Here is a 23,706-nt window from a genome sequence, read left to right as displayed (position 1 = left end):
TGCGTCAGGCTACCAGCGTGACCTGGGTTGTAACTTCGGTTTACAGTTGGCGGTATGAGCCTTCAGGAGAAGACCCGCGGGCGACGGGACGCGATCGGGGTCGGTGTGGCCCTGCTCAACAAGCTGGCCCGGTCGCGGGCGATCGACCGGTTCGGGCTGCGGAAGCCGGCCGAGCGGGCGGTGTTCGAGGCGACCAAGACCGGATTCCGGACGGCGGGAGCTCTCTCCCGGCGGTTCTCCGCCGCGACGAAGCTGACGGGCCTGTCGGAGCCGTCGCGGCTGCCTGCCGCCAAGGGGACCGGGCGGTTCGACCTGACGCCGACCGAGGACCAGCAGATGATGGTCGACGTCGTCCGCTCGTTCGCCTCCGACGTACTGCGGCCCGCTGCTGCCGCCGCCGACACCCGCTGCGCCACGGAGGCCAAGGTTCTGGAGTCGTCGGCCGAGCTGGGGCTGAGCCTGATCGAGGTACCGGAGCAGCTCGGCGGCATCGTCACCGAGCGGTCCGCGATGACCGGCGTACTGGTCGCCGAGGCGCTCGCGTACGGCGACATGGGGCAGGCGGTCGCGTGTCTGGCGCCGTCAGCCGTGAGTACGGCGATCTCGTTGTGGGGCGACGAGACGCAACAGGCGACGTACCTGCCCGCGTTCACTGGTCAGACCGTCCCGGCGGCCGCGTTGGCGCTGGTGGAGCCGCGGCCGGTGTTCGATCCGTTCGTGCTGCGGACGCGGTACACGGGCGGGCTGCTGAACGGCGTGAAGTCGCTGGTACCGCGGGGCGCCGAGGCGGAGTTGTTCGTGATCGGAGCTCAGACCGACGCCGGTCCGCGGCTGTTCGTGGTGGAGGCAGATCACCCGGGCGTGGTGATCGAGGCGGAACCGTCGATGGGGTTGCGGGCGGCCTCACTGAGCAGGGTGATCTTGACCGATGTGCCGGCCGTTCCACTTGGGTCCGTGGATGACTACGCCGAATGCGTGCGGTTGTCGCGGCTTGGCTGGTGTGCGTTGGCCCTCGGTACGGCGCGTGCGGTGCTCGACTACGTCACGCCGTACGTGAACTCGCGGGAAGCCTTCGGCGAGCCGATCAGTCATCGCCAGTCGGTGGCGTTCATGGTGGCGAACATCGGGATCGAGCTCGAAGGGATGAAGCTCGTGACGTACCGGGCCGGATCGCGTGCCGCACAAGGGCTTTCGTTCGCCCGGGAGGCGGCGTTGGCGCGGCGGTTGTGTACCGAGAAGGGCATGCAGATCGGGACGGACGGCGTACAACTGCTCGGCGGGCACGGGTTCGTGAAGGAGCATCCGGTGGAGCGCTGGTACCGCGACCTGCGAGCGATCGGCGTGATGGAAGGGGCGGTGCTGGTCTGATGATCAACCTCGAGACTCCGCGCAAGTTCCGGGCCTTCGTCAACCAGGCGCATCAGGTCGCGGCGGAGATGCTGCGGCCGAACTCGCGCCGGTACGACCTGGCCGAGCACGAGTACCCGGTCGAGCTGGACATGCTCGCCGCGATGGTCGACGGATTAGGTGCCTCAGGCACCGGTTCGGGCGCGGGCGCTTCCGGCGTACGGCGTAGTGCTTCGGATTCGGCGTCAGGGGACGAGGTCGTCAACGGGTCGAACCTGTCCTCGGTGCTGTCGATCATGGAGATGTGCTGGGGTGACGTCGGACTGCTGCTGTCGATGCCGCGCCAGGGACTCGGCAACTCGGCCATCGCGTCCGTTGCATCCGAGGAGCAACTGCGGCGGTTCGACGGGGTGTGGGCCGCGATGGCGATCACCGAACCGGACTGCGGCTCCGACTCCGCGAACATCCAGACGACCGCGTGGCTCGACGGCGACGACTACGTCCTGAACGGCGAGAAGATCTTCGTCACCGCCGGCGGCCGCTGCGATGCCGTCGTGGTCTGGGCGACGCTCGACAAGACGCTCGGCCGGGCCGCGATCAAGTCGTTTGTCGTCATGAAGGACACGCCCGGTATGACGGTCGAACGCCTGGAGAACAAACTCGGCATCCGCGCTTCCGACACCGCGACCATCCGCTTCGAGAACTGCCGCGTACCGCGCGAGAACCTGCTCGGCACCGCCGACATCGACCAGGGTTTCGCGGGCGTCATGCAGACGTTCGACAACACCCGCCCGTTGGTCGCGGCGATGGCGGTCGGCTGCGCCCGCGCATCCCTGGAACTCACCCGGGACCTGTTGGCGGAGGCCGGCGTACACGTCGACTACGACCGCGCCGTCCATCTCCAGCCCGCGGCCGCCGCGACGTACCTCGCGATGGAAGCCGACTGGGAAGCCGCCTACCTCCTCACCCTCCAGGCCGCCTGGATGGCCGACAACGCCCGACCCAACTCCCTCCAAGCCTCCATGGCCAAAGCCAAAGCCGGCCGCACCGCCAACGACATAACCCTCCGCTGCGTAGAACTAACCGGCTCCCTCGGCTACTCCGAACACGAACTCCTCGAAAAATGGTCCCGAGACAGCAAGATCCTCGACATCTTCGAAGGAACCCAACAAATCCAACAACTGATCGTCGCCCGCCGCTTGCTGGGCAAGACGTCAGCCGAGCTCAAATAGCCTTGTTGTAGGGGATTTCGCTGCTGCTGGCTCGGAGCTCAGAGCAGCCCCGGCCCTGGGTCGAGGTCCTCTGGATCCGGGCCGGTTGCCGCCCTGGTCCGTGACTGGTCCGTCAGCCGCCGCGCAAGTCGCTCGAGCCGCCGATCGACGGCCTGCCGGGCGCGGTCGTAGGACGAGGGCAGCATATGCGTGTACATCTGCAGCGTGAATCCCGGATCGTAGTGACCGAGGTATTCGGAGAGCTCCTTTATGTTGACCCCATCCGCCAGAGTGATGCTGGCGAAGTAGTGGCGCAGGGCGTGCATCCCCGCCGTGCCATCGCTCTTGAAGCGAACACGGCTCCTGCTGTCCTTCGCGGGCGGTGGGATGACGCCTGCCGTCACGAGCGCAGGCTTCCAGATGACCAGGTTGTACAGACCAGCGCGGATCTCACGTCCATCTAACCACGTAAAAAGCAGTGCATGGTCCTGGATCTCGCCGTCGAGGCGTTCCCATGGCAGTGAGATGGTCGTCGTGCCGAAACGCTCGAGGTGCTCCTTGACCATCTCCGCCAGAACAGCCGACATGGGAACGAAGCGTTCCTTGTCGTTCTTCGGCAGCGCGAAGACGTATTCCTTGCCGAGCCGCTTGATCTGACGGCGGACCATGATGACCTGCTCATCGAAGTCGAAGTCGTCCGCCGAGAGTCCGAACAGCTCTCCCTGCCGCAGACCGGCAGCCGATCCGATGGTCGGGATGAGCCTGTATTGCTCAGGATGCGCCTCGACGAGGCCGTCGATCGTCTCGTCCGACCAGGCCACGACCTTGGAGAATCGTCGACACGGTTTCTTGACGATCTTCGACTGGCCCGGGTTGCGCTTGATGAGCTCATCAGCGACCGCGAGTTCCAGACACCCGTTGAGCACCAGGAAGGCGCTCCTGGCCGTCGACGGGCCGTAGGCACCGATGATGTCCGTCAGCCAAACCGCGACTTCCGACGGCAGGATGCTCTTGACCATGCGCCGTCCGAAGACCGGCTCCACGTGGAGACGCCACTTCGACTCGTACAGAATCTCACTTGCAGGATCGACCGTCCGCGACTTCATCCACCGTGGCCAGATCTCCTCCAGCCGCACCTTCCCGGCATTCGGATCGAGATAGTCCCCACGATCCCGATCCGTCTCCATCGCGTTCGCGTACCGCAAGGCCTGCGTCTTCGTCTCAAACGCACGCGACCTCTCCTTCCCCCGCGGATCAATCCAAACCCCTAACCACCGCTTCCCCTTCCCCCAACGCTTCTCATCCCGCTCCCGCGTCACCTCCCCATCGGGTTGCGTGACAGCCCTCGTCCACTTGTCCTTCGCAAACGCCACCGCCGCCTCCTCGGCCCGCTAACACAGACCGAGCTCAACGTGTGAGAGCCGGAGACTTTGACTTGACATCCACCGACAATTGCCAGGACCTGTCACCTGAACGAGCCGTGATATCGGCCGGTGTGTGCTGGAGGGGACGCGGGCCGTCCAGGAACGCACCCGGAAACCGCTGATTCCAGCTGAGACTGATCAGCGTTATTCAATGATGCTTGGATCCCTTGCAGGTAACGGATTCCGCGGCTGCTTGTTGCGCGCAAGTTCTCATCCGTGCGCTCCTGGACCATGACCTGGCCGACGAACTGCGTCTGAGCGTCCTCCCGGTCGTGCTCGGCGACGGAGGCACGGCTGTTCGGCCCGACCAGCGACAAGGTTGCCGTGCATCTTCTCGATATGCGGGCCATTGGCCACGAACTGACCTTCCTCAGGTGTCAGGTCCTCCGCTGACCGGACCGTCCAGCGAGCCGGGGCGCCGCCGCTCAGGCGGTGTCCCTGCAGTGGGCTGAATCTCGAGGTCCCACCCCTGCGGGCGGCTGGACGGCCGTGGAGATGTCACACCTGTGGGGCGGCGTCGCTCTAGGACTCTGAAAGTGCTCCTAGAGAGAGAAGAGCGTCATGGATCAGACGATCAAGAGGCGGTGGCTGCTGTCTGCTGCGACGGCGATCACCGGCGGAGCAGTGTTGGGCTCAGTCGGTGGTTCGAACCAAGCGGCCGTTGCCTTGGGCGACGGCTCGGTGGTCGACCCGAGCGGAGGGATCATCCGGACACCGCCTGAGCGGTTCGCGACTTTGCCGGACTATCCGTTCGAAACGCATTTCGCGTCCGTCAAGCTGGGCGGTGCGTCCGGTGCGAGGGTACGGATGCACTACCTCGACGAGCGGCCGGCCGATCCGGCGAAGGCCTCCGGTGAGACCATTCTGCTTCTGCACGGCAACCCCTCGTGGAGTTACCTGTACAGGCACGTGGTTCCGCTCCTTGTGGAGGCGGGGCATCGCTGCGTCGCGGTGGATCTCGTCGGCTTCGGGAAGTCGGACAAGCTCACCGATCGGTTCGCGTACACCTCCCAGCGTCACGTCGACTGGCTTGCGGAAGCCGTCTTCGAGTACCTCGACCTCCGCGACGTCACGATGGTCTGCCACGACTGGGGCGGCATGCTCGGTCTGCGTCTGCTGGCTCGGGAACCCAGCAGGTTCCGGCGCATCGTGGCGTCGAACTTCGGACTTGCGGAAGGTGGCCGTGACCTCGGACCTGGATGGGCCTACCTGGCCCAGTGGCAGCAGCTCACGCAACGGACGGAGCAACTCCGAGCAAGCCAGGTGATCGAGAACTTCACCACTTCCGGCCTCCGGCCGGCCGTGCGGAGAGGGTACGACGCACCGTTCCCCGACGACCCGTCCCTGCACGGATTTCGTCGATTCGCCGTACTCATTCCGATCACCGCCGACGACGAGGCGAATCCCGCCATCCGTCAGACCTGGGACGTGCTCGAGACTCTGCGGACTCCGTTCCTGTGTGTATTCAGCGACCAGGATCATGTCTTCCACGGCGATCACAGCGGACTCAGCGCGCGGATACCTGGCGCTCAGGGGCAGCCCCATGTCGTGATCAAGGACGCCGCACACTTTGTGCAGGAGGATCAGCCCAGCGAGTTTGCCGCCGCAGTCAACGACTTCATCGAGCGGACGCGGTAGTTGCCTCCATGGAAAGGGGACGGTCTGCACGAGCCCTCGGAGGGCTGGACTGTCCCCTCCATGCACTGCTCATCGGATCGTGAGACTGCCTTGCCTGAAAGGGTGCGGTCGGGGAGACCAGCCGGGACTTCGTCGATGCGAGTCCAATCGGCAGTCATGCCTGGATCGATCACCAGCGCTTTCGTGGCCGCGAGTTCCACCAGCAGTTGCAGATCCAGGCCGATCGGAGACGGGTCGGCGTGCGACACGTAGTTGACCAGCCGGCCATCCTCGAGACCGATGAAGTCGCAGATGTCGATGGATGACCTCTGACCACTGGTCGCGCCCAGGACGACCAATGTCGCGTCGGGTGCGGTCTTGGAGATCGCGTCACGAAGCGACTCCCCGCCGACCGACTCGGCGGCGAGCGCCGCGAGGAGCGCCATCTCGCCTCGGCCCATTCAAGGTTGTCGACGAGAACTGGCACCACCAGCGCGGTCGGTGCTGCGATCTCGGAGAGGCATATGAGGCTAGTCAGGCTCCAGGCCTGGGCCAGTGCCGCGTAGTGACCTAGGGCAGAGTGATAAGCCCTTGATGTCACACTGAGCGGACCGTGGAGCTCTAGGTATGCGATCGGAAGCGAAGGCGGAAGGAGCTCAGGATGCAGGATCAGACGTCGGGCGGCGACGACTCTTCGGCGGACGATCTGTCGACAACGGCGATGGCGACGTTCGTCGAGTATCGGGAACTGCTCTTTTCCATCGTCTACAGCATCCTGGGAACCGTCTCGGACACCGAGGACGTGCTGCAGGAAGCCTGGCTCGCCTGGGACGCGCGTAACCAGTCGGTGGCCGGTGCGGAGATCGCCCACCCCCGTGCCTACCTGGCCCGGATCGCGGTCAATGGCGCCCTGGCCCGCCAAGTAGCAATTCGCCGCCGGCGGGAGACGTACGTCGGACCGTGGCTGCCGGAGCCCCTTGTCGATGCGGCGACCGGTGGCTCGGGCGCAGAGGCGGACGATGCCGTCGGCGCCGCGCTGCGGAACGAGTCGGTGTCGATGGCGATGCTGGTGGTGCTGGAGTCGCTGACACCGCTGGAGCGTGCTGTCTTCGTTCTGCATGAGGTGTTCGGCTATGCCCATCACGAGACTGCCGAGATCCTCGGTCGCAGTCACGCCTCAATACGTCAGTTGGCGCATCGAGCTCGCGAGCAGGTCCAGGCCCGTCGTCCGCGCTATGCGGTGGAACCGCGGCTGAGACAGCAGGCTACCGAGCGGTTCCTCGCCGCGGCAGCCGGCGGTGATGTGCAGGCGCTGCTGGAACTGCTGGCACCCGATGTGATCCTGGTGGCCGACGGTGGCGGCAAGGCACCGGCCGCAGGCCAGTACCCGATCCTCGGTCAGACCAAGGTCGCTCGAGCCCTGGCCGCCGGGGTCGGCCGCTTCCCCCGTGGACTGGACATCCGGCACCGAGAGGTAAACGGCGTACCGTCAGCGGTGTTCTTCCGCGGTGACATGCCATTTGCGGCTCTTTCGTTGGACCTGACCCCGGACGGCGAGCAAATCAGCGAAATCTACCTGGTGTCGAACCCTGACAAGCTGACTCACGTCAGGTGAACCTACGGGTCGTAGGGAGGGCGCACCGGAGCGACTGCGATGAGGATCCGGGAGTTGTCTTCCGTGACACCCTGTGGATGGGCGTCACTGGTTCTGATCGCCTGGAATCGGCGCTGTCGATCATGCGCCACATCCTGCTCATGATGGTGCTGGCGGCAACCTTTCCCGTGTCCTCGAAGGACCACGGTGGCAGCTGGCGCCGGCCTACCTCCTCGGCTCCGGTCGCTTCGCAGTCCATCTGGCCCGACTGTCCGGTCGCGGGAAAGCAATGCGAAGAACGGTACGGCAAACCTGATGCGGCATCTTTCGCGACGCGGCGATCAGGGTGTGGCTGAGGGGAGAAGTTGGCGGTCGGAACGCCAGTGGCAGCCGCACTTTCTTGTCGTGTGGTCGCCGTGGCGACGACAGCCCGCGCCACCGTCGTGAGCGGTCCGGTGCCCAGAGCGTCGAGCTCGTTCGCGGCGGCGTTCAAGCCGGCGCCGTCGCGGCGGATGCCGGCGTAGCTGCTGAGGATCGTGCGAATCCGCTCCGGCATCGCCAAGCGTGAGCTCACGGGTGAGGCCGGGGAATTTCGGTGTCTCGAGCAATCGGCTCTTGCGTGAACCCCATACACCTCGATTGTCGCCTCGACGGCGAACCGGACACTGCCACAGCCTGGCTTGGCGACGTCGTGATGTCACATTTCGCGTGACGAGAGCCTCCATAGACGCAACTACTCGGGCCAGCGACAGGAGGCAGCCGCCACGTGATCCACGACCGACAACATCGGTTCGAATAGTCGGCTCCGCCATTGCATGGAGCAACGAAAGAGAAACCAGTGAGTGACTTGACGAATCGCGCGGCGACGACGGGACCTCTTTGTCACTGCGAACTGTTGTGGTCCATGACCCTCAACGTACGCGTCACAAGGGAGGTCGGATGAAACTCACCATCTTCGCTGCCACCGGTGGGGTTGGTCGCCATTTGTTGGAGCAAGCCGTTACGGGCGGCCACGAGGTCACCGTCGTCGTCCGCGACCCGAGCCTCCTGACCAGGAGGGTCCGGACTGTCCGGGCAGACCTCGCTTCAGCGGATCCTACGCTGCTGGCGGAAGCGGTGTCGGGTGCTGATGCGGTGTTGTCCTGTCTCGGGCCAAGAGGCAGGGCCGGCGCGGGCATCGTCTCTCAAGGCACCCTTGCAATAGTTATGGCGATGGAAGCGTCGGCCGTTCGCCGGTTGGTGATCGTGAGCGTGGCCGGCGTCGCTACTCTGCCGGGTCCTGGCTCGTGGAGCCTGATAGCGAAGGCGCTGAGTGGCATCGGGGACATCGTGCACCACCAGCACTACGCGGACCTCCTCCTGACGGAGAGCTTGCTAAAGGCCAGCGAGCTCGACTGGACCGCGGTCGGGGTGCCGCCGCTCAACGATGGTGCCATGAGCGGGAACTACCGGGTCGCCACCGGGGAGGATCCTCGACCGGGTCTGCGGTTGTCCCGCGCGGATGCTGCGCATTGCATGCTTGCAGTCCTGCGCATGTCGGAGACGATTCGCCAATCGGTGGTCGTGAGCAACTGACCCCGTGGCGGGCGGTGTCACATCTTGCGGGTCGAATCTCTCATATCCGGTGTGGGCCGATGAGCGGCCCCTCTATGAATGTGGAGATGCCAGATGCGGATCACGATCCTGGGCGCGAACGGACCGACCGGGCGATTGCTGACTCAGCAGGCGGTGGCGGCCGGACACAATGTAGTGGCGTTGACCAGGCGACCGGACGAGTTCCCCATGCGGCACCCGAAACTCGTGGTCGAAGGTGGCGACGTCCTCAACCAGGACGCAGTCGATCCCGTGGTAGATGGCAGTGATGCGGTCTTGTCGGCACTGGGGACGCCGTTCAGCAAGGAGGAGTTGGAGGTCTACTCGCGTGGCGGCCATAACACACTTGCCGCGATGAAGCGTTTCGGTACACCGCGGTTGGTAGTCGTCACCTCGGGAGCGGTGACGGGGCAGCCCGAGCCGACTGGCGGCTTCCTGTTCAATCGGGTTCTCCAGCCATACGTCATGCGCGTTCTGGGCAAGACGGTGTACGACGACATGCGGCGGTTGGAGGAGTTGCTCAGCCTCAGCGACACCGAGTGGACAGTGCTGCGACCGTCCGGGCTCTTCGAATTGCCCGACGTGACGAAGTTCTCGATCACCGAGGAGCACGGACCCGGGCGGCTGACCTCGCGCCGTGACCTGGCCGCGGCGATGCTCGAGCAAGTGACGGATCAACGGTTCGTCCGCAAGGTCGCTCACGTCATCACAACGCAGGACAACCCGAGCCTCCTCTCCATGATCTGGCGCGAGGCGCGGAAGAAGTAGCGCTGCAACGGAGGATCGAGGGCGCAGCCTGGACGGTGCTGCGGGTGCTCAGCAGGCCCAAGAAGCGCGAGCGCGCCTCTCGCTTGGAGCGCACACTGCCGCTGATCCGGCGAGCGAGAACCTCCCGGCCGCTCATTGCGGCGAACGACGACAACCCGTCGAGTCGCGCTCGAGATGACCAGCGGGCGAGTGACCGATTACTGGCTGGCGGCGCTCGGGCCCGCTCGGCCGGCTCGCCCAGGCAAGGCGGTCGCTCGCCGCAGGACGTAGCCGGCTGCGTCCTGCATGTCGACCGCGGATCGCTGGTTCAGTCCAGGACGTTGGTGCGCGGGCACTCGGACACCAGGGCCTGGTCGGCACGATAGGTCGGGTCGGCGCCGCGGGCGACAACGCCGCCATGGAAAGCTTCTTCGCCCTCCAGCAGAAGAACGTTCTCGACCGACGAACCCGGTCCACCCGCGACAAACTCGCGATCGTCACCTGGATCGAACGCACCTACCACCGCCGCAGACGTCAAGCAGCACTTGCGCCCGGCTTTGAGTCTGTCAGTCGGGCAGATCGGCGATCCGGGTGGCCACTCGCTCCAGCAGGGCGAGTTCTTCAGTCGACAAGTGATCGACGAATCGGCGGCGGACCGACTCGAGGTGCTGTGGTGCGACCTGCTCGAGGAGCGCGAAACCGGCATCGGTCAGGTGATAGATGGAGCCGCGCGCATCGTCTGGATCAGGCTCGCGCTCGATCAGCCCGCGCGCCTCCATTCGGCTCACGTGATGCGAAAGGCGGCTGCGGGACCATTGCATCTTCACCGCGAAGTCCCTGAGCCCCCAACGACGGCCGGGCTTCTCTGACAACGTGCTCAGTACTTCATAGTCCGCGCTAGAAAGCCCGAGCAGGTTCAGGTCTCGCGCCAGCCGGGACGGCAGTGCTGTGAGCAGGCGCCGCACTGCGCGCCAGGCGCGTTCCTCATCGGCGGTCAACCATCTGGTGTCGGACACATCGCCATCCTACTTCTTTGACATGTCAAAGAAGAGAGTTACAGTCTTGGACATGTCAAAGAAAATTCTGGTGGTCATCGCCAGCACCCGCCCTGGTCGGCTAGGCCCCGCCGTAGCGGACTGGTTCTTGCAAGTCACCGCGCCGACCACGACCGAGCTGGACCTCACGATCGAGGTGGCCGACCTGGCGAAGGTCGGTCTGCCGTTTCTGGACGAGCCTGAGCACCCTTCGACCGGGATCTACCATTACGAGCACACACGGGAATGGAGCCGCCGGGTCCAGGCCGCCGATGGGCTGGTCTTCGTCACGGGTGAGTACAACTTCGCAATGCCTGCCACCCTGAAGAACGCCTTCGACTATCTGAGCCGTGAGTGGGCGTGGAAGCCGTGCCTGTTCATCGGCTACGGCAACACCTCGGCCGGATCCCGTGGCGTGCAGATGGCCCGCGGGGTGGCAACGTCACTGCGGATGCTGTCGATCGGCGGCGACATCTACCTGCGCATTGCCGACGACCTGCCGGACGGCACAGTGATCAGCAAAGACTCCCGCACGAAATACGCCCGATCGGCTCTCGGGCAACTTGCCCGGGCTGCCGAAGTCATGCGACCGCTGCGCAGTGAGGATGAGCAGATCGTGCCGGCCACCTCGGCGGACGTCGCAGAACTGGTCGTTCTACAGCGTGCTTGCTGGGTCGACGAGGCGGTCGCAAACCAGACCCTGGACCTCCCCGCCCTGCACGAATCTGCCGTCGAGGTCGAGGCAGCACTCCACGAGTGGTCCGTTTGGGTGGTTCGCTCGGCCGGGCGGCTGGTCGGCTCCGTCCGCGGGAAACGCGGGGGCGAAGACTGGCTGATCGGCCGGCTGATGGTCGCTCCTGACCAACGACATCGTGGCCTCGGGCAACGACTGCTCGCACACGCTGAAGCACACGCTCCCGGTGATGCGACCGCAATCCAGTTGTTCACCGGCGCGCGCAGCACCGGCCCCCAGGCCCTTTACCAGCGCGCCGGATACCAGCTGACCGCTGAAGGATCACCACCGGGAGCCGTGGGTCTTCGCAAATCGATTCCGGCGGGGCGAGCGCGTCAGAATTCGGAGCTCAACTCGACTGCGCCAGTGTTTCCGTCACGGTAGGGCGACTCTCGGGCGGGTATCGGCGTCCAGTCCCTCGGCCGGGCGCCCGCACGGCAAGTAGTCGCTCTGGACACAGCCCTCCACCTCGGCGTGGGCTGACGTTGTCTCTGGGGCCGCCCGCAGTGCGGGCGCCCAGCGTCGCGGCATCCATCGGGAGAACTTCGGCTGGTGGCCTTGCTGGTTCGCGGCCCAGGTTATATTGACAGGCGCCTGTCTAGTTGATACTTTGATCAGGCGCCTGTCTATATCGTTGGCTCGAGAGGCTCACCATGCCGACATCCGTTCTGCAATCCACCATGTCCTGCCGAGAGATCGGCGCAGGGACACCGATCGTCTTCTGCTTGGCAACCCCACGTCGTCATACCTTTGGCGCCACATCCTGCCGATCATCGGTGCCTTCGGCCGGTGTCCGGCCGCGGACCTGATCGGCATGTGGGAGTCCGGCAAGCCCGATTGCTCGTGGGCGGCAACGCTCGCCGCGGCCGAGCAGCACTTCTATCCCCGGAGTCGAGTCGACGCTGTCCTCATCCCGCACGCCGGCCACGTGACCAACCTCCACCGCAACGCCGATGCCGCCTACCCCTGCATCACCGCATGGGCCGACCACACCGTCGAAGCCGGCAAGAAACCTCAGCTCGGGTCATAGCGGACGCCTGAACCCGCGACGTACTGGCGGCGCTACCCCATGAGTCGATCAGGGTGCACCGACCACAGTCCAACGAGCTCGCGAACGACCTGCCTTGAGCCGCCGCGCCGGCCCACGGCAGCTACGACAAGCGCCGAAAACCCAGCGAAAGAAGGATCATGTCCATCGCGTACGTCATCACCGCTTCTGTCACCGTGGCTGCCAACGCCTTCTCGGGATTCGCGGCCATCACGCGGCTGCGGCCGATCATGGAGGTCCTGCGGCCGGCCCTCGCCGCCACGGGCATCCCGCAATCCTGGCTCACGTTCCCGATCGGAACAGCCAAGGTGGCCGGCGCAGCCGGTCTGGTCCTTGGCCTGTCCGGAGTACCGATCGTCGGCACCGCAGCCGCGATCGGGCTGGTTCTGTTCTTCGTCTGTGCCGCCTACACCCACGTGCGCGTCAGCGACTATTCACAGACGTTCTTCCTCGGCAGTTGCTTCTTTCTGCCGCTGGCGGTTGCGACCCTCGTGCTGGACATCGTCTCATCCTGATCTCGGCGGACCCGGGAGGCTTGGATTCGCGATGACATCGCAAAGCCCCGTACAGCTCGACAAACCTGTGTCTGTGGGCGGTCGAAGGTTCGGTACTCGCCGATCGCGTTAGTAGCGCAACGCGCGACGGGATCGAGAACCCTCGCGCGTCTATGGTCCGGATCGCGGTGAATGCCGCACCGGCCGGCCGTACGACGATCAGTCGGCGGCGGGAGGAGTGATCGGCCCGTCATCACGCCCGCCGACCCGGTTGAGCGTGCCGAGGCGGTATCGATGGCGATGCCGGTCACGCTGGAACGCTCAGCCCGTTGGTGAGGGCGGTGTTCGTGCTGCGCCCGCTGTTCGGCTATGCGTACGCCGAGATCTCGGAGCCGATCGACCGCACCCGGCGGCGATTCGGCAGGTGGCCCAGCGCACCCGCGAACACAGGGCCAGGCGCCCCCGCTTCGAGGCCGACCCGCGAGTGCAGCACGTGGTGACGGAGAAATTCGTTGCGCCGGAGGTGGGGGCTATGTCGGCCGATGGCGCGCAAGGCCCGGGTGGCCGGCCCTCATCCGCGGGGGTGACAAGATCGCTCAGCTGATCATCGGCGACGCCTCCCGCAGGTCCGTCCCGTCTTTGGGCGTTGAGCATTGCACCGTCAAAGGCGGCCCTCCGCGATGCTTCTGTCCCGTCACGCAATTTGCCGTGATCGTGCTCGACATCGACGGCGACCAGGTCGCGTGGTTCAGTCCAGCGGGACGTCGTTGATGGATGTCAGGCGAACCGTGGCGGCGGAGTCTGTTTCGCTGATCCGGTCGAGGAGGTCATGCAGGAGACTGTGTAGTTTGTCGAACTCGTCCGCGCCAATCAGCTCAGCCCAGCGGGTCTCGATGCTGTCGCCCAGAGTCGCGGCGATCGGCTGCACGGTCCTGCCCTTTTCGGTGAGTACGACCAACTGGGAACGTCCGTCGAGTGGATTCGGACGCCGGTCAAGATAGCCGGCCCGTTCGAGGTGCGTGACTGACTGCGCCATGGTCTGCTTGCGGACGCCGGCCCGGATAGCCAGCTCGCGAATCGGCAGTCCCTCCGGTGGAACGAAGGGGAACACCTTCGCATCTCCGGATCGGATGTCATCGAAACCTGCTTCGATCAGCGAGGCCTCGATACCGGCGGTGTATTCGCGGTGCAGCAGGCGGAGCAGAAGGGAGAGCCGCGACCGCTTGCCGGAGGTTGTCCTGCTCATGATGAGAGTCGTACCTGCCTCGTGTTTGGGTGATCGGGAGGTTCCAGTGTGCCGGATGGGCCCCCCGAAGCGGCTGATCCCTCGACGGCTGTGAACAGCTTGGGCCGCGCCCGATGAGAGACCAGCCGAACCCGTCAGTAGTCGATATACCAGTAGTCGGAGGTAGCGATGGTGGCCCGACCGCATCCCACCGTTGGCATCACCTTGAGGTACCCGCAGGTGGAGTTCCAGATCTTGACCCTGGCGCCGTCACGGAAAGAGTTGACCGACCAGATGGTTTCAGGGCTGTTGCAAACTTTGAGCAAAGCGCGCTCCTCGTGACCCTGACCCGCCACGCACCAGTCGGCAAACGGCTGCGCCCTGTTCTCCAACATGCTGCCAACATTGATCCAGCGTTGACTCGCGATGTCCTTGTTGCACGGCGCATCGGTTAGGTACATGTTGGTTCCTGGCGCGTTCAAGCATCTACCGCTGTGGGAGTTGCGGATGCTGAAGCCGGACACCGCCGCTTCCGCAGTGGTGCTCAAGGTCGTGACGCTGAGGAAGGCCGAGAGGATCCAGGCCAGAACTACGAGTTTCGTCGATGATTTCATTGCGCTCCAAAATTGAACCAACTAGACAAGTGCCTGACTAAATTAAGAAATAGACAGTCGCCTGTCAAGATGTCTTGTCTCTCGGTAAGAAGAGCAGTTGCTCTGCTGCCGCAGCATCGCGTCGCGGTAGGCCGGGAGCGCCTGCAGCTGTGCAGCGGCCTTGGGGTCGATGACCCGTCAGTTAGTCATCGATGACAGCAACTCCGACGAGCTACGAGGGAGCGGTCTGCGACGTCGCCCCGACCAAGAACAAACCAGTTGTCTGACGCGGCGCAGCGCGTGGGGCATCGACCGGGCGGCTTCGGCGATCGCGTAAGCGTCGCGCGCGTCGGTCTTGGCGTTTGCTGGGTGCAGGTCGGCGATCCGGCGCGTCGCCAGGAGGAGAGCGAACCGCATCGCTTCGCAGTGAACCCGTATTGACAGCTGCCTGTCTAGTTACTAGTTTGGTCAGGCACCTGTCTATTATGTCATCGTCCGAGAGGCCTGTCATGCCCAGCGCACCTGTTCTGCACTCCACCATGTTCTACCGGGAGATCGGCGCCGGGACGCCGATCGTCTTCCTCCACGGCAACCCGACGACGTCGTACCTGTGGCGCCACATCTTGCCGATCGTCGGCGAGTCGGGCCGGTGTCTGGCGCCGGACCTGATCGGTATGGGGGAGTCCGGTAAGCCGGACATTGCGTACACGTTCGACGACCACGCCCGCTATCTCGACGCATGGTTCGACGCACTCGGTCTCGACCGGATCGTGCTGATCGGCCACGACTGGGGCGGCGCTCTCGCCTTCGACTGGGCGGCCCGCCACCCCGGCCGGATCAAGGGCATCGCCTTCACCGAAACGATCGTGAAGCCGATGTCCTGGGAGGAGTTCCCTGCCGGGGCGCGTCCTCTGTTCGAGGCGATTCGGACGCCGGGGGTGGGCGAGGCGATGATCCTGGACCAGAACGCGTTCATCGAGGAAGCGTTGCCGAGGACCACCGCCCGCGGGTTGAGTGGCGAGGAGTTGGACACCTACCGGCGGCCGTACCCGACCAGGGAGAGTCGTACGCCGTTGCTGCAATGGCCGCGCGCGATGCCGTTGGACGGGCAGCCGGCCGACGTTGTGGCGAGGATCGTCGCGTACGACGCGTGGCTGGCCGCCAGCGCGGACGTGCCCAAGCTGCTGCTCACCTTCGAACCCGGCCCGGGCACGATGATGGGTCCGGAGATCGTCGACTGGTGCGCGACCAATGTGTCCGCTCTCGAGATCGAGACACACGGCCTGGCCGGACATCACACCCCCGAGGACCAGCCCGAGGCCATCGCCGCCTCGCTCGTCAACTGGCTGGACAAGCACAATTTCCGCTTCGACGGCGAGGGCTGACGGCGATGCTCGCGATCAGGCAGTACGCGTTCGGTGGCCCCGACAAACTCCTACTGGAGGAGGTGCCCGACCCGCACCCCACGGGCGGCGAGGCGCGGATCAGAGTCGAGTCGGCCGGCGTGCACTTGCTGGACACCATCATTCGCCAAGGCAGTGCAGGCCCGCGGGTCGCTCCCAGCCTGCCGATGACGCCCGGGCGCGAGGTCGCTGGAGTCGTCGACGAGATCGGTGCCGACGCCGACCAGGGCCTCCTCGGGCAACGCGTCGTCGCCGATCTCGGCCTGATCAGCGGCGGGTACGCCGAGCTCGCGTTGGCCCCGTCGGCGACGGTGCACGTCATCCCCGATGATCTCGACGCAGATTCCGCGGCGGCGATGATCGGCACCGGCCGTACCACGATGGCCATCCTCGAGCTTGCGGTGCCGACTGCCGATGACGTCGTCCTCATCACGGCGGCCGCCGGCGGCATCGGAACACTCCTGATCCAGGCGGCGCGTGCGGTTGGCGCGACGGTCGTCGGCGTAGCCGGTGGCCCCGCCAAGGTCACGCTGGCCGCCCACACCGGCGCCCACCACGCCATCGACTACAGCCAAGCCGGCTGGCCCGATGCCGTGCGCGACGCGTTGGCGGGCAGGCCTGTGACGCTGGTTCTCGACGGTGTCGGCGGCCTGGTCGGTCGGGCGGCCTTGGAGCTGCTCGGTGTCGGCGGACGGCTGATCATGTTCGGTTCGTCGTCAGGCTCGCTGACCGAACTGTCGGCCGGTGATCTGTTCGGTCGGGGCATCAGTGCCGCGTCCGCCATCGGCGCCAGGATCCTTCAGCGCCCGGGCGGCACCCGACCGCTGGAGCTGAGCGCCCTGGAAGCGGTCAACAGCAAACAACTCATTCCGGTCATCGGGCAGCGCTTCCCTCTTGCGGACGCCGCCGCCGCACACACTGCCCTGCAATCGCGCGCAACCGTCGGAAAGACGGTCCTTCGACCGTGACCCGGACTCCATCCCATCAGAACAGGAACACCACCATGCTTCACCGCATCCTGCGCGCCGTCGCCGTTGCGAGCCTGCTGATCGGCCTACCGGCCGCAGGCCTGGCGACGGCCGCCGCGTCCGATTCCGCGACGCACTGCCGAGACGTCACAGTGCCCGTGTCGATCGCGCCGGACCAGCCGGCGCAGTACCAGATCTGGGGCCAGCTCTGCACGCCCAACCATCGGCCCGGCGCCACCGTGCAGGTGCTGATCCACGGCTTGAACTACAGCCATCTGTATTGGGATTTCCCGTTCAAGTCGGCTCAGTATTCCTATGTGCGCTGGGCGAACCGGGCCGGGTACGCGACCTTCAATCTCGACCGCATCGGCGTCGCGCGCAGTTCTCATCCCGCTAGCACCGACGTCACCTTGGGGTCCAACGCCTACACCATCCATCAGATCGTCGCCGCGCTGCGTTCCGGCGCGATCTCCGGACGGACCTTCACCAAGGTGGTGCTCGTCGGCCACTCGTACGGCTCGGAGATCGCCAAGCTGGAGGCCTCGCGCTACCGAGACGTGGACGCGCTCATTCTGACCGGCAGCGCGCACAAGATCTCGCCGAGCACTCAAAGGCTGCTGGCCCAGCTAGGTCAGCCGGTCTCGGAGGTTCCGCGGCTGGCCGCGGAGGTGCCGCCCGGCGACAGCGGCTATGTGACGGCGCAGGACAGGCAACGCCCCGACTTCTTCTACTACCTGGCCGACGCGGACCCGCGTGTCGTGGCGCTGGACATCGCGACGAAGGAGACCAACACCCTCGGCGAGATCTTCAGCATCGGCGACGCCAATGCGCCGGGCGTGAGCGAGGAGCTCACCCTGCCGATCCTCATCGCGAACGGAGCCGCCGATCTGCTCGCTTGTGCCCCAGACGCCACCGATTGCTCGTCGGCGGCAACGCTCGCCGCGGCCGAGCAGCACTTCTATCCCCGGAGTCGAGTCGACGCGGTCGTCATCCCGCAGGCCGGCCACGTGATCAACCTCCACCGCAACGCCGATGTCGCCTACCGCAGCATCACCGCGTGGGCCGACCACACCGTCGGAACCGGCAAGAAACCTCAGTTCGCCTGGTAGCGGACGCGCGATCCCGCGACGTACTGGCGGCGCTTCTCTGCCCAGCCGATCAATGCGCGGACCTGGCTGGAGAGAGTCGCTCCGACCGACGTGAGGGTGTAGTCGACACGACCAGCTCATCGGCCGCATGAAGACCAACGCCTTCGGGCAGGCCGGCCATCACGCCCTCGAGGACCGCCCCGAGGACATCGCCGCCGCCAGCTCCGTCTGGATCGACCATCACAGTCTGAACCCACCGCGGACCGCCCGGCCCGCAGTGCTCTCGCATGATCCCATGAAGGAGACAGAGTGAGGATTTATCACAGAAGGCTGGCGGGCGCTTTGGCCGTTGCGGTCGTGAGCCTAAGCGCAGTCCAGATGCAAGCGGCGCTGGGCCAGTCCAAGTGGGACCCGGACGACATCGAAGTGTTCACCAGTGACCCGTTCGATGCCGGCACGGCGCTGCCTGAGAAGGTGTCCGCCGCCGTCGCCGCCGCTCAAGCGCAGGCGGAGGAGCACCCTTATGACCTCGGTGGCGCGTACTACGACCGATCGACCGGCGAGGTGGTCACCACCACGGTCACCCGAACCGGTGAACGGATCGCCGCGTCTTCGCGCTCCAACGTCGCAGTTGCTCCCGTGCGAGTCAGGAGCGTCACGACCGACTATGCGACGCTGAGACGAATCCAGCACGAGGCGATCAGCCTCGGCGCCACCGGTCTGCCGGGCAACGGCAGCGTATACGGCACCTTCGTGCAGATCGAGCGCAATCGGGTGGTCGTTGAAGCAGTTGCGGCCACGGCCGCTCTGCGCAAAGCGCTCGCAGACCGATTCGGTGCAGATCACGTCGCGATCCACCTGACCCCGGGCATCCCCTTGCCAAGGGCAACTTATGGTGGCTGGAGGGCTGACAGGAGCCCTTTTCTGGGCGGTGCCCGGATCAACGTTCCAGGTGGATATTACTGCACCGCTGCGTTCGCCTGGCGTAATGGCGGCTATCACGGCATCCTGACCGCCGGGCACTGCGTCCCCAACGGCGGACCGGTGTCATCTGTGGTCGAGTCGATCGGTAACACGATCAGCAACAACTGGAACGACGGCACCGGCACTGTCAAGTACCCCGGGGATCCCTACGACCGGGGCGATCTCGGCCTGGTACAGATCCCGGCCGGCACCGGGGCCAGTGACGCCCGGATCTACGTCGGCGGCCCGACCTCCAGCCTGTGGCGCAACGTGATCGGCCGGTTCAACCGCAAGTCCTACCCACTCGACAAGTACTGCACCGGCGGATCCACGACAGGCGAGATCTGTGGCTTCGCGGTCAGGACCGCCAGTTACGACGTCGACTATTACGACAACGGCACCTATGTCGGCACGGCCCGCAATGTCACCTACGGGATCCCGCCCTCAACGGGGAACGTCACCAACGGCGATTCCGGTGGCCCCGTCTACACGGTGGACAGCAACGGACAGGTCCAGGCCAAGGGCGTCATCTCCGGCGCCGGACCGAATCGCCAGTACTTCACCGAGATCACCGACGCAGTCAACGCACTTCCTGGTGACATCGCCACCAGATGACGCCAGTACCACGGCGATGCGGTCCCGCTCCGACCTCGGTCGGAGTCGGACCGCATCGCTGCGAGCAGGATCCGCGGTGTTAGTTGAGGTGGACTGTCCGGCTGGAACTCGGCCATCAACTGGGCCCGGTACGGCGCGTCGGCAAACCGCGGCCCCGACTGGAACGCGCGATGATCAACTGGCTCCGGCCAGACTCCCGGACCGCCACAGCAGCTTCAAATCGCGGAGGGACTCGACCGTTAATGTATATCGGCGTGGCGGGAGGCGCACTCCGCCGCTCGTCCTTGCATGGTCGAACGCTCCTGGCTGTTCTTTGTCAGGGCTGCGGCCCGCAGGAACTGCTGGCGGGCTTCTTCGTGCCGTCCGGCCCGACAAAGCAGGTCGCCCGTGACCGCCGGCAGCAGGTGGTAGCGGCGCATGCTGCGCAGATCGAAAAGAGGGCTCAGGAGGGCGAGCCCGGCGTGCGGCCCGAATGCCTGCGCGGTAGCCACGGCGCGGTTGAGCTCGATCACCGGCGACGGGCTGATCTGAGCGAGCCCGTCGTAGAGCGCCGTGATGCGGTGCCAGTCGGTGTCCGCGACGGTCCGGGCTCGCGCGTGACAGGCAGCGATCGCCGCCTGGAGCGAGTAGGGCCCGGCCGACCCACCAAGTTCGTCGACGCGTCGGAGGAGCGCAAGCCCACGGCGGACGAGCAACTGGTCCCAACGCGTGCGGTCCTGGTCCATCAGGAGAATTGGTTCGCCCTGGGGTCCCGTGCGAGCCTTCAGGCGTGACGCCTGCAGCTCCATCAGCGCCAGAAGTCCTAGCGTCTCGGGATCGCGGGGAGTCAGGCTGGCCAGCATTCGTCCCAGGCGGAGCGCCTCGGTGCACAAGTCGATGCGGATCCACTGCTCTCCGCTCGTCGCGGTGTGGCCCTCGTTGAACACAAGGTAGATGACCTCGCGTACGGCGGCGAGCCGCGCGGAGCGCTCGGTCGCCTCCGGCAGCTCGAAGCGGATGCTTGCCGCGGCCAACGTGAGTTTGGCTCGGACGATGCGCTGGGCAATCGTCGGCTCGGGTGCGAGGAAGGCCCGGGCCACGTCCTCGGTCTTGAGGCCGCAGATCACTTTGAGAGTGAGCGCCGAGCGGGCGTCGGGGGACAGGATCGGGTGACAGACCATGAAGATGAGCCCGAGCAGATCGTCGGCCAGGTCGCCGTCGACGACCTCGTCGATGTCGACGGCCACGGTCTGCGGGCTGGTGGCAGCGATCTGCCGGTACTTGCTGTGCAGGGTGTCGCGCCGTCGGATCCGATCGACGGCGAGGAAGCGTGCGCACTTGTGCAGCCAGGCTGCCGGGTTGTTCGGAATGCCTTCGCTCCGCCACTTCTCGATGGCGGTGACGAACGCGTCCTGGGTCAGTTCCTCGGCGGTGTCGACGTCCCCGACGAGCCGAACCAGGCGAGCAATGACACGGGGGGACTCGACGCGCCACAGCGTCGCCACGGTGGTGTCGAGGGCTGCGGTGTCCGTGGCGGCGCTGTGGCGGTCGATGGTTGCCGCCTTCCTCACAGGTCGGAGAACTCGAGGACGCGTCGTACGTCGAGCCGCTCAACACCGACCAACAGCGCGAACCTGCGCGCGTGCTCGACCGCCTCGGCGAGCGAGTCGACCTCGAGGATGGCGAAGCCGGCGATGAGCTCCTTCGCTTCCGCGAACGGGCCGTCGATGACCCGCACCTCGCCGTCCGTGACCTCGAGCCGGGCACCGGCGGAGCTCGGCGCGACACCTTCGCCGGAGAGGAGTACCCCGGACAGGGCCGCCTCCTGCATGTACTGGCCGATCGCGGCTTGCTCCTCGGGCGAGGGCAGGACGCCGTCCTCCATCGCCTCGGTCTGGTAGTGCATGACCATGTAGCGCATCTGTCTGTTCTCCTTGTGGTGAACGACGTCCAGCCATTCTGGACGGATCGTGCAGGTCGGTGATCAGCGCGTGGTCGGGGCGTAGACCAGGTGCACCACGCCGGTCTTGAAGGTGGTAGCGGTGATCAGGTCAAGCGATACCTTCGCGCCGTCAGCGAACAGCTTCTTGCCGCTCCCGACCACGACCGGGTGTACCAGCAGATGCAACTCGTCGACCAAGCCTGCTTCGAGCAGCCTGCGTACCAGGGTGGCGCTGCCGGTCGTGCTGAGCCGGGTGTCCTGCTTGAGGGCGGTCAGTTTCGCCGCGACTTCGCCGTTGATGACGGTCGAGTTCTCCCAGGTCGCATCGGTGAGCGTGTTCGACACGACGTACTTGCGCGCGCCGTTCATCTGCGCGGTGATCGGGTCGTCGGGGTCGGCGTTCGGCCAGTAGCCGGCGAACTCCTCGTAGGTCTGCCGCCCCAACAGGGTCGCGTCGGTCTCGTTCATCATCGTGCCGACGACTGCTCCCATCTCCTCGTCAAAGTAGTCGAAGTGCCATGTCTCGGGCGCCTCGATGACGCCGTCGATTGAAATGAAGAGGCTGGACTTGATCGATCCCATAATCGTCTCCTCGGTGTGTCGGAGCTTTGTAGGTGGTTGTGGGTGGCGTGCTGGCGGCTTTGTCCGGGTCATCGCGTGCCCGCGAGGCAGCGGCTCACCATGGTGATGACGACTGCGGCTGCCAGGAGATGAGCGCAGATCAGGGTGAGCTTGGTCGCGTTGTCGGTACCTGCGGCCGTCAGTGGCGCCACGGGGGACAGCAGGGCGAGCACGGCGGCCGCGATGCGATAGGTACGGGCCGGGCGTGAAGAGCGCCAGTTGATAATTGCCGCCATCGCCGTACCGGTGACCATGCACATCGCGACTGCGATGGCGCACGCCCCGGCGTTCACCGGGACGACGGAGGAAGGGCTGCCGCCCGGATTGCCGACCGCGAGGTCGACACCGGCAATCCGGACGATCGCCGTCAGTGTCTCGGTCGCGGCGGCAGCCGCGACCGTTGCGACCAGGCTGACCCGCAGCAGCGCGCGGAGCGGGACCTTGGCCGGGGTGGGTGGCGTGCTAGTCAAGGTCGCGGACCTCGTTCTCATGATGGACTCCGATGAACACCTGGCACCGACTTTCGGTGTCTTCCGTGCCTATGCCGAAGGAGCATCCCGGAAATCGACAACTGCTGAAATCCGGCAGGGGCCGCCGGGGTTTCTCCGGTCCTAGCCCAGGAAAGGAACCCCACGACGCCTCAGGTTCGCCGCTTTGCGGTGACGAGGCGTCGGCCCGGCCAGCGCTGCCCTCAGCGCAGCCTGGAGCCCCTGGATCGCTCCCCGCCACCGGAGATAGTGGCGGGGGCGCCCTGTGCGCGGGATCTCACGCTGGTGCCTTGCCGAATGCGATCTCGGCGATCGTCGCCGGGTCGGTCTCGGCGAGCTGTTGCAAAAGGGCGCGGGCTGTCTCGACCCGAGCCGCGTCGAAGAGGCTGAACACCCGACCGGTCGCCGCGCCGATCCGCTCGCGTACGGACTCGTAGCGCTCGGCTCCTGCGGGGGTGAGGCGGAGTAGCTCATCGCCGTCCTCGATCAGTCCGACGGCGGCGAGGCGCCTGAGCAGATCATCGCTGCTCGCGTGGTCGTACCCACTGGTGGAGAGCAGCTCTTTGACGGTCGTCGTCGGGGTAGCCCCTCGCAGGCCGAGGGTGTTGAGCGTGAACCACGCGCCGGGCTCAAGGTCCTCCTCGGTCAGGATCTGGATCAGCGGACCACGCAGGTTGCGCTCAGCGAGCGCCATCGCGGTGCCGAAGGGGAGTGTCGGTGCGTTCACGGTCAACTTCCTTCTAAGATGGACAGGCAACTGTCTACTGTAATCGAAAGACAGGAGACTGTCTATGTATTCGAGCATTCCCAATGTTGACCGCGTCGACCACGAGTCGGGCACCGATCACGAGGGCCGCGAGGGCGAGGATCGCGGACCTGGCGGTCCCGGAGATGTTCCTGGAACGGGATCAACAAGCGAGCCACGAGCACACACTCGCGAGCGTCGCTATCTCGCACGCCGCAGATACTCCAGCGTCCT

Annotated in this window: 24 protein-coding genes and 2 pseudogenes; 15 read left to right on the top strand and 11 right to left on the bottom strand. The window is 65.7% G+C overall.

Annotated elements, in window-relative coordinates; all coding sequences use genetic code 11:
- Positions 1 to 54: 54 nt before the first annotated feature.
- On the top strand, positions 55 to 1,368 hold the full coding sequence (locus tag EV653_RS15520) for an acyl-CoA dehydrogenase family protein (protein WP_134103386.1): 1,314 nt from the start codon (positions 55 to 57) through the stop codon (positions 1,366 to 1,368).
- Entirely contained in the window at positions 1,368 to 2,579 is a 1,212-nt protein-coding gene (locus EV653_RS15515; RefSeq protein ID WP_134103380.1) for an acyl-CoA dehydrogenase family protein, read from the top strand. The genes EV653_RS15520 and EV653_RS15515 overlap by 1 nt, the downstream gene beginning before the upstream one ends.
- A 38-nt stretch (positions 2,580 to 2,617) precedes the next feature.
- Here the strand turns inward: EV653_RS15515 and EV653_RS42120 are convergent, their stop codons facing one another.
- Entirely contained in the window at positions 2,618 to 3,745 is a 1,128-nt protein-coding gene (locus tag EV653_RS42120; RefSeq protein ID WP_134103378.1) for a tyrosine-type recombinase/integrase, read from the bottom strand.
- Positions 3,746 to 4,543: 798 nt separating this feature from the next.
- On the opposite strand from EV653_RS42120, the gene EV653_RS15505 reads away from it, so the two are divergent.
- On the top strand, positions 4,544 to 5,620 hold the full coding sequence (locus EV653_RS15505; RefSeq protein ID WP_134103376.1) for a haloalkane dehalogenase: 1,077 nt from the start codon (positions 4,544 to 4,546) through the stop codon (positions 5,618 to 5,620).
- Here the strand turns inward: EV653_RS15505 and EV653_RS15500 are convergent.
- Positions 5,566 to 6,045: a hypothetical protein gene (locus EV653_RS15500; RefSeq protein ID WP_134103374.1), complete on the bottom strand. Its 480-nt coding sequence runs from the start codon at positions 6,043 to 6,045 to the stop codon at positions 5,566 to 5,568. The genes EV653_RS15505 and EV653_RS15500 overlap by 55 nt on opposite strands.
- 275 nt (positions 6,046 to 6,320) lie before the next feature.
- Here EV653_RS15500 and EV653_RS15495 point away from each other — a divergent pair, with 275 nt between their 5' ends.
- From EV653_RS15495 to EV653_RS15480, 4 genes and pseudogenes are all read left to right on the top strand, one after another.
- The gene (locus tag EV653_RS15495; protein ID WP_202871610.1) at positions 6,321 to 7,214 is read left to right on the top strand and encodes a sigma-70 family RNA polymerase sigma factor; all 894 of its coding nucleotides are present in this window, start codon (positions 6,321 to 6,323) and stop codon (positions 7,212 to 7,214) included.
- Between the two features lie 918 nt (positions 7,215 to 8,132).
- Positions 8,133 to 8,768: an NAD(P)-dependent oxidoreductase gene (locus EV653_RS15490; RefSeq protein ID WP_134103369.1), complete on the top strand. Its 636-nt coding sequence runs from the start codon at positions 8,133 to 8,135 to the stop codon at positions 8,766 to 8,768.
- 93 nt (positions 8,769 to 8,861) lie between these two features.
- A complete protein-coding gene (locus tag EV653_RS15485; protein WP_134103367.1) occupies positions 8,862 to 9,554 on the top strand; it encodes an NAD(P)-dependent oxidoreductase in 693 nt (230 codons plus the stop codon).
- A gap of 272 nt (positions 9,555 to 9,826) precedes the next feature.
- A pseudogene (locus EV653_RS15480) lies at positions 9,827 to 10,080 on the top strand (IS3 family transposase); the annotation flags it as partial.
- Positions 10,081 to 10,099: 19 nt separating this feature from the next.
- On the opposite strand, the gene EV653_RS15475 reads toward EV653_RS15480, so the two are convergent.
- Positions 10,100 to 10,549: a MarR family winged helix-turn-helix transcriptional regulator gene (locus EV653_RS15475; protein WP_134103365.1), complete on the bottom strand. Its 450-nt coding sequence runs from the start codon at positions 10,547 to 10,549 to the stop codon at positions 10,100 to 10,102.
- A gap of 52 nt (positions 10,550 to 10,601) precedes the next feature.
- On the opposite strand from EV653_RS15475, the gene EV653_RS15470 reads away from it, so the two are divergent.
- From EV653_RS15470 to EV653_RS15460, 3 genes are all read left to right on the top strand, one after another.
- Complete coding sequence (locus tag EV653_RS15470; protein WP_134104297.1) at positions 10,602 to 11,684, top strand: GNAT family N-acetyltransferase; 1,083 nt, start codon at positions 10,602 to 10,604, stop codon at positions 11,682 to 11,684.
- 430 nt (positions 11,685 to 12,114) lie between these two features.
- Entirely contained in the window at positions 12,115 to 12,330 is a 216-nt protein-coding gene (locus EV653_RS15465) for a hypothetical protein (RefSeq protein WP_134103363.1), read from the top strand.
- A gap of 158 nt (positions 12,331 to 12,488) precedes the next feature.
- Positions 12,489 to 12,863 (top strand): DoxX family protein, encoded by a 375-nt coding sequence (locus tag EV653_RS15460; protein ID WP_134103361.1) that lies wholly within the window; start codon positions 12,489 to 12,491, stop codon positions 12,861 to 12,863.
- Positions 12,864 to 13,590: 727 nt separating this feature from the next.
- On the opposite strand, the gene EV653_RS15455 is transcribed toward EV653_RS15460, so the two are convergent.
- From EV653_RS15455 to EV653_RS15445, 3 genes and pseudogenes are all read right to left on the bottom strand, one after another.
- Positions 13,591 to 14,088 (bottom strand): MarR family winged helix-turn-helix transcriptional regulator, encoded by a 498-nt coding sequence (locus tag EV653_RS15455; protein WP_166679409.1) that lies wholly within the window; start codon positions 14,086 to 14,088, stop codon positions 13,591 to 13,593.
- A 134-nt stretch (positions 14,089 to 14,222) separates the two neighbouring features.
- Complete coding sequence (locus EV653_RS15450) at positions 14,223 to 14,681, bottom strand: hypothetical protein (RefSeq protein ID WP_134103357.1); 459 nt, start codon at positions 14,679 to 14,681, stop codon at positions 14,223 to 14,225.
- 261 nt (positions 14,682 to 14,942) lie between these two features.
- A pseudogene (locus EV653_RS15445) lies at positions 14,943 to 15,059 on the bottom strand (IS110 family transposase); the annotation flags it as partial.
- Between the two features lie 110 nt (positions 15,060 to 15,169).
- Between EV653_RS15445 and EV653_RS15440 the strand changes: the two are divergent.
- From EV653_RS15440 to EV653_RS15425, 5 genes are all read left to right on the top strand, one after another.
- Entirely contained in the window at positions 15,170 to 16,045 is an 876-nt protein-coding gene (locus EV653_RS15440) for a haloalkane dehalogenase (protein WP_134103355.1), read from the top strand.
- 5 nt (positions 16,046 to 16,050) lie between these two features.
- Entirely contained in the window at positions 16,051 to 17,031 is a 981-nt protein-coding gene (locus EV653_RS15435; RefSeq protein ID WP_134103353.1) for a zinc-binding dehydrogenase, read from the top strand.
- Between the two features lie 35 nt (positions 17,032 to 17,066).
- A complete protein-coding gene (locus tag EV653_RS15430; RefSeq protein WP_134103351.1) occupies positions 17,067 to 18,140 on the top strand; it encodes an alpha/beta hydrolase in 1,074 nt (357 codons plus the stop codon).
- 127 nt (positions 18,141 to 18,267) lie between these two features.
- Entirely contained in the window at positions 18,268 to 18,432 is a 165-nt protein-coding gene (locus tag EV653_RS41160; RefSeq protein ID WP_166679408.1) for a hypothetical protein, read from the top strand.
- 65 nt (positions 18,433 to 18,497) lie between these two features.
- A complete protein-coding gene (locus tag EV653_RS15425; protein ID WP_134103349.1) occupies positions 18,498 to 19,697 on the top strand; it encodes a hypothetical protein in 1,200 nt (399 codons plus the stop codon).
- 239 nt (positions 19,698 to 19,936) lie between these two features.
- On the opposite strand, the gene EV653_RS15420 is transcribed toward EV653_RS15425, so the two are convergent.
- The 5 genes from EV653_RS15420 to EV653_RS15400 all read right to left on the bottom strand — a co-directional run bounded on the left by EV653_RS15420 (position 19,937) and on the right by EV653_RS15400 (position 23,454).
- A complete protein-coding gene (locus EV653_RS15420; RefSeq protein ID WP_238159747.1) occupies positions 19,937 to 21,247 on the bottom strand; it encodes an RNA polymerase sigma factor in 1,311 nt (436 codons plus the stop codon).
- On the bottom strand, positions 21,244 to 21,597 hold the full coding sequence (locus EV653_RS15415; protein ID WP_134103347.1) for a YciI family protein: 354 nt from the start codon (positions 21,595 to 21,597) through the stop codon (positions 21,244 to 21,246). The genes EV653_RS15420 and EV653_RS15415 overlap by 4 nt, the downstream gene beginning before the upstream one ends.
- Positions 21,598 to 21,660: 63 nt before the next feature.
- Entirely contained in the window at positions 21,661 to 22,200 is a 540-nt protein-coding gene (locus EV653_RS15410; protein WP_134103345.1) for a dihydrofolate reductase family protein, read from the bottom strand.
- Positions 22,201 to 22,268: 68 nt separating this feature from the next.
- Positions 22,269 to 22,730, bottom strand: a complete 462-nt coding sequence (locus EV653_RS15405; RefSeq protein ID WP_134103343.1) for a DUF6069 family protein — start codon at positions 22,728 to 22,730, stop codon at positions 22,269 to 22,271.
- A gap of 274 nt (positions 22,731 to 23,004) precedes the next feature.
- Positions 23,005 to 23,454: a MarR family winged helix-turn-helix transcriptional regulator gene (locus tag EV653_RS15400; RefSeq protein WP_134103341.1), complete on the bottom strand. Its 450-nt coding sequence runs from the start codon at positions 23,452 to 23,454 to the stop codon at positions 23,005 to 23,007.
- Between the last annotated feature and the right edge of the window lie 252 nt (positions 23,455 to 23,706).

Source organism: Kribbella pratensis, assembly GCF_004365355.1.
Taxonomy (GTDB): domain Bacteria; phylum Actinomycetota; class Actinomycetes; order Propionibacteriales; family Kribbellaceae; genus Kribbella.
The sequence above is the reverse complement of the archived record's forward strand: the minus strand, read 5'-3'. Positions and strand labels throughout refer to the sequence as shown.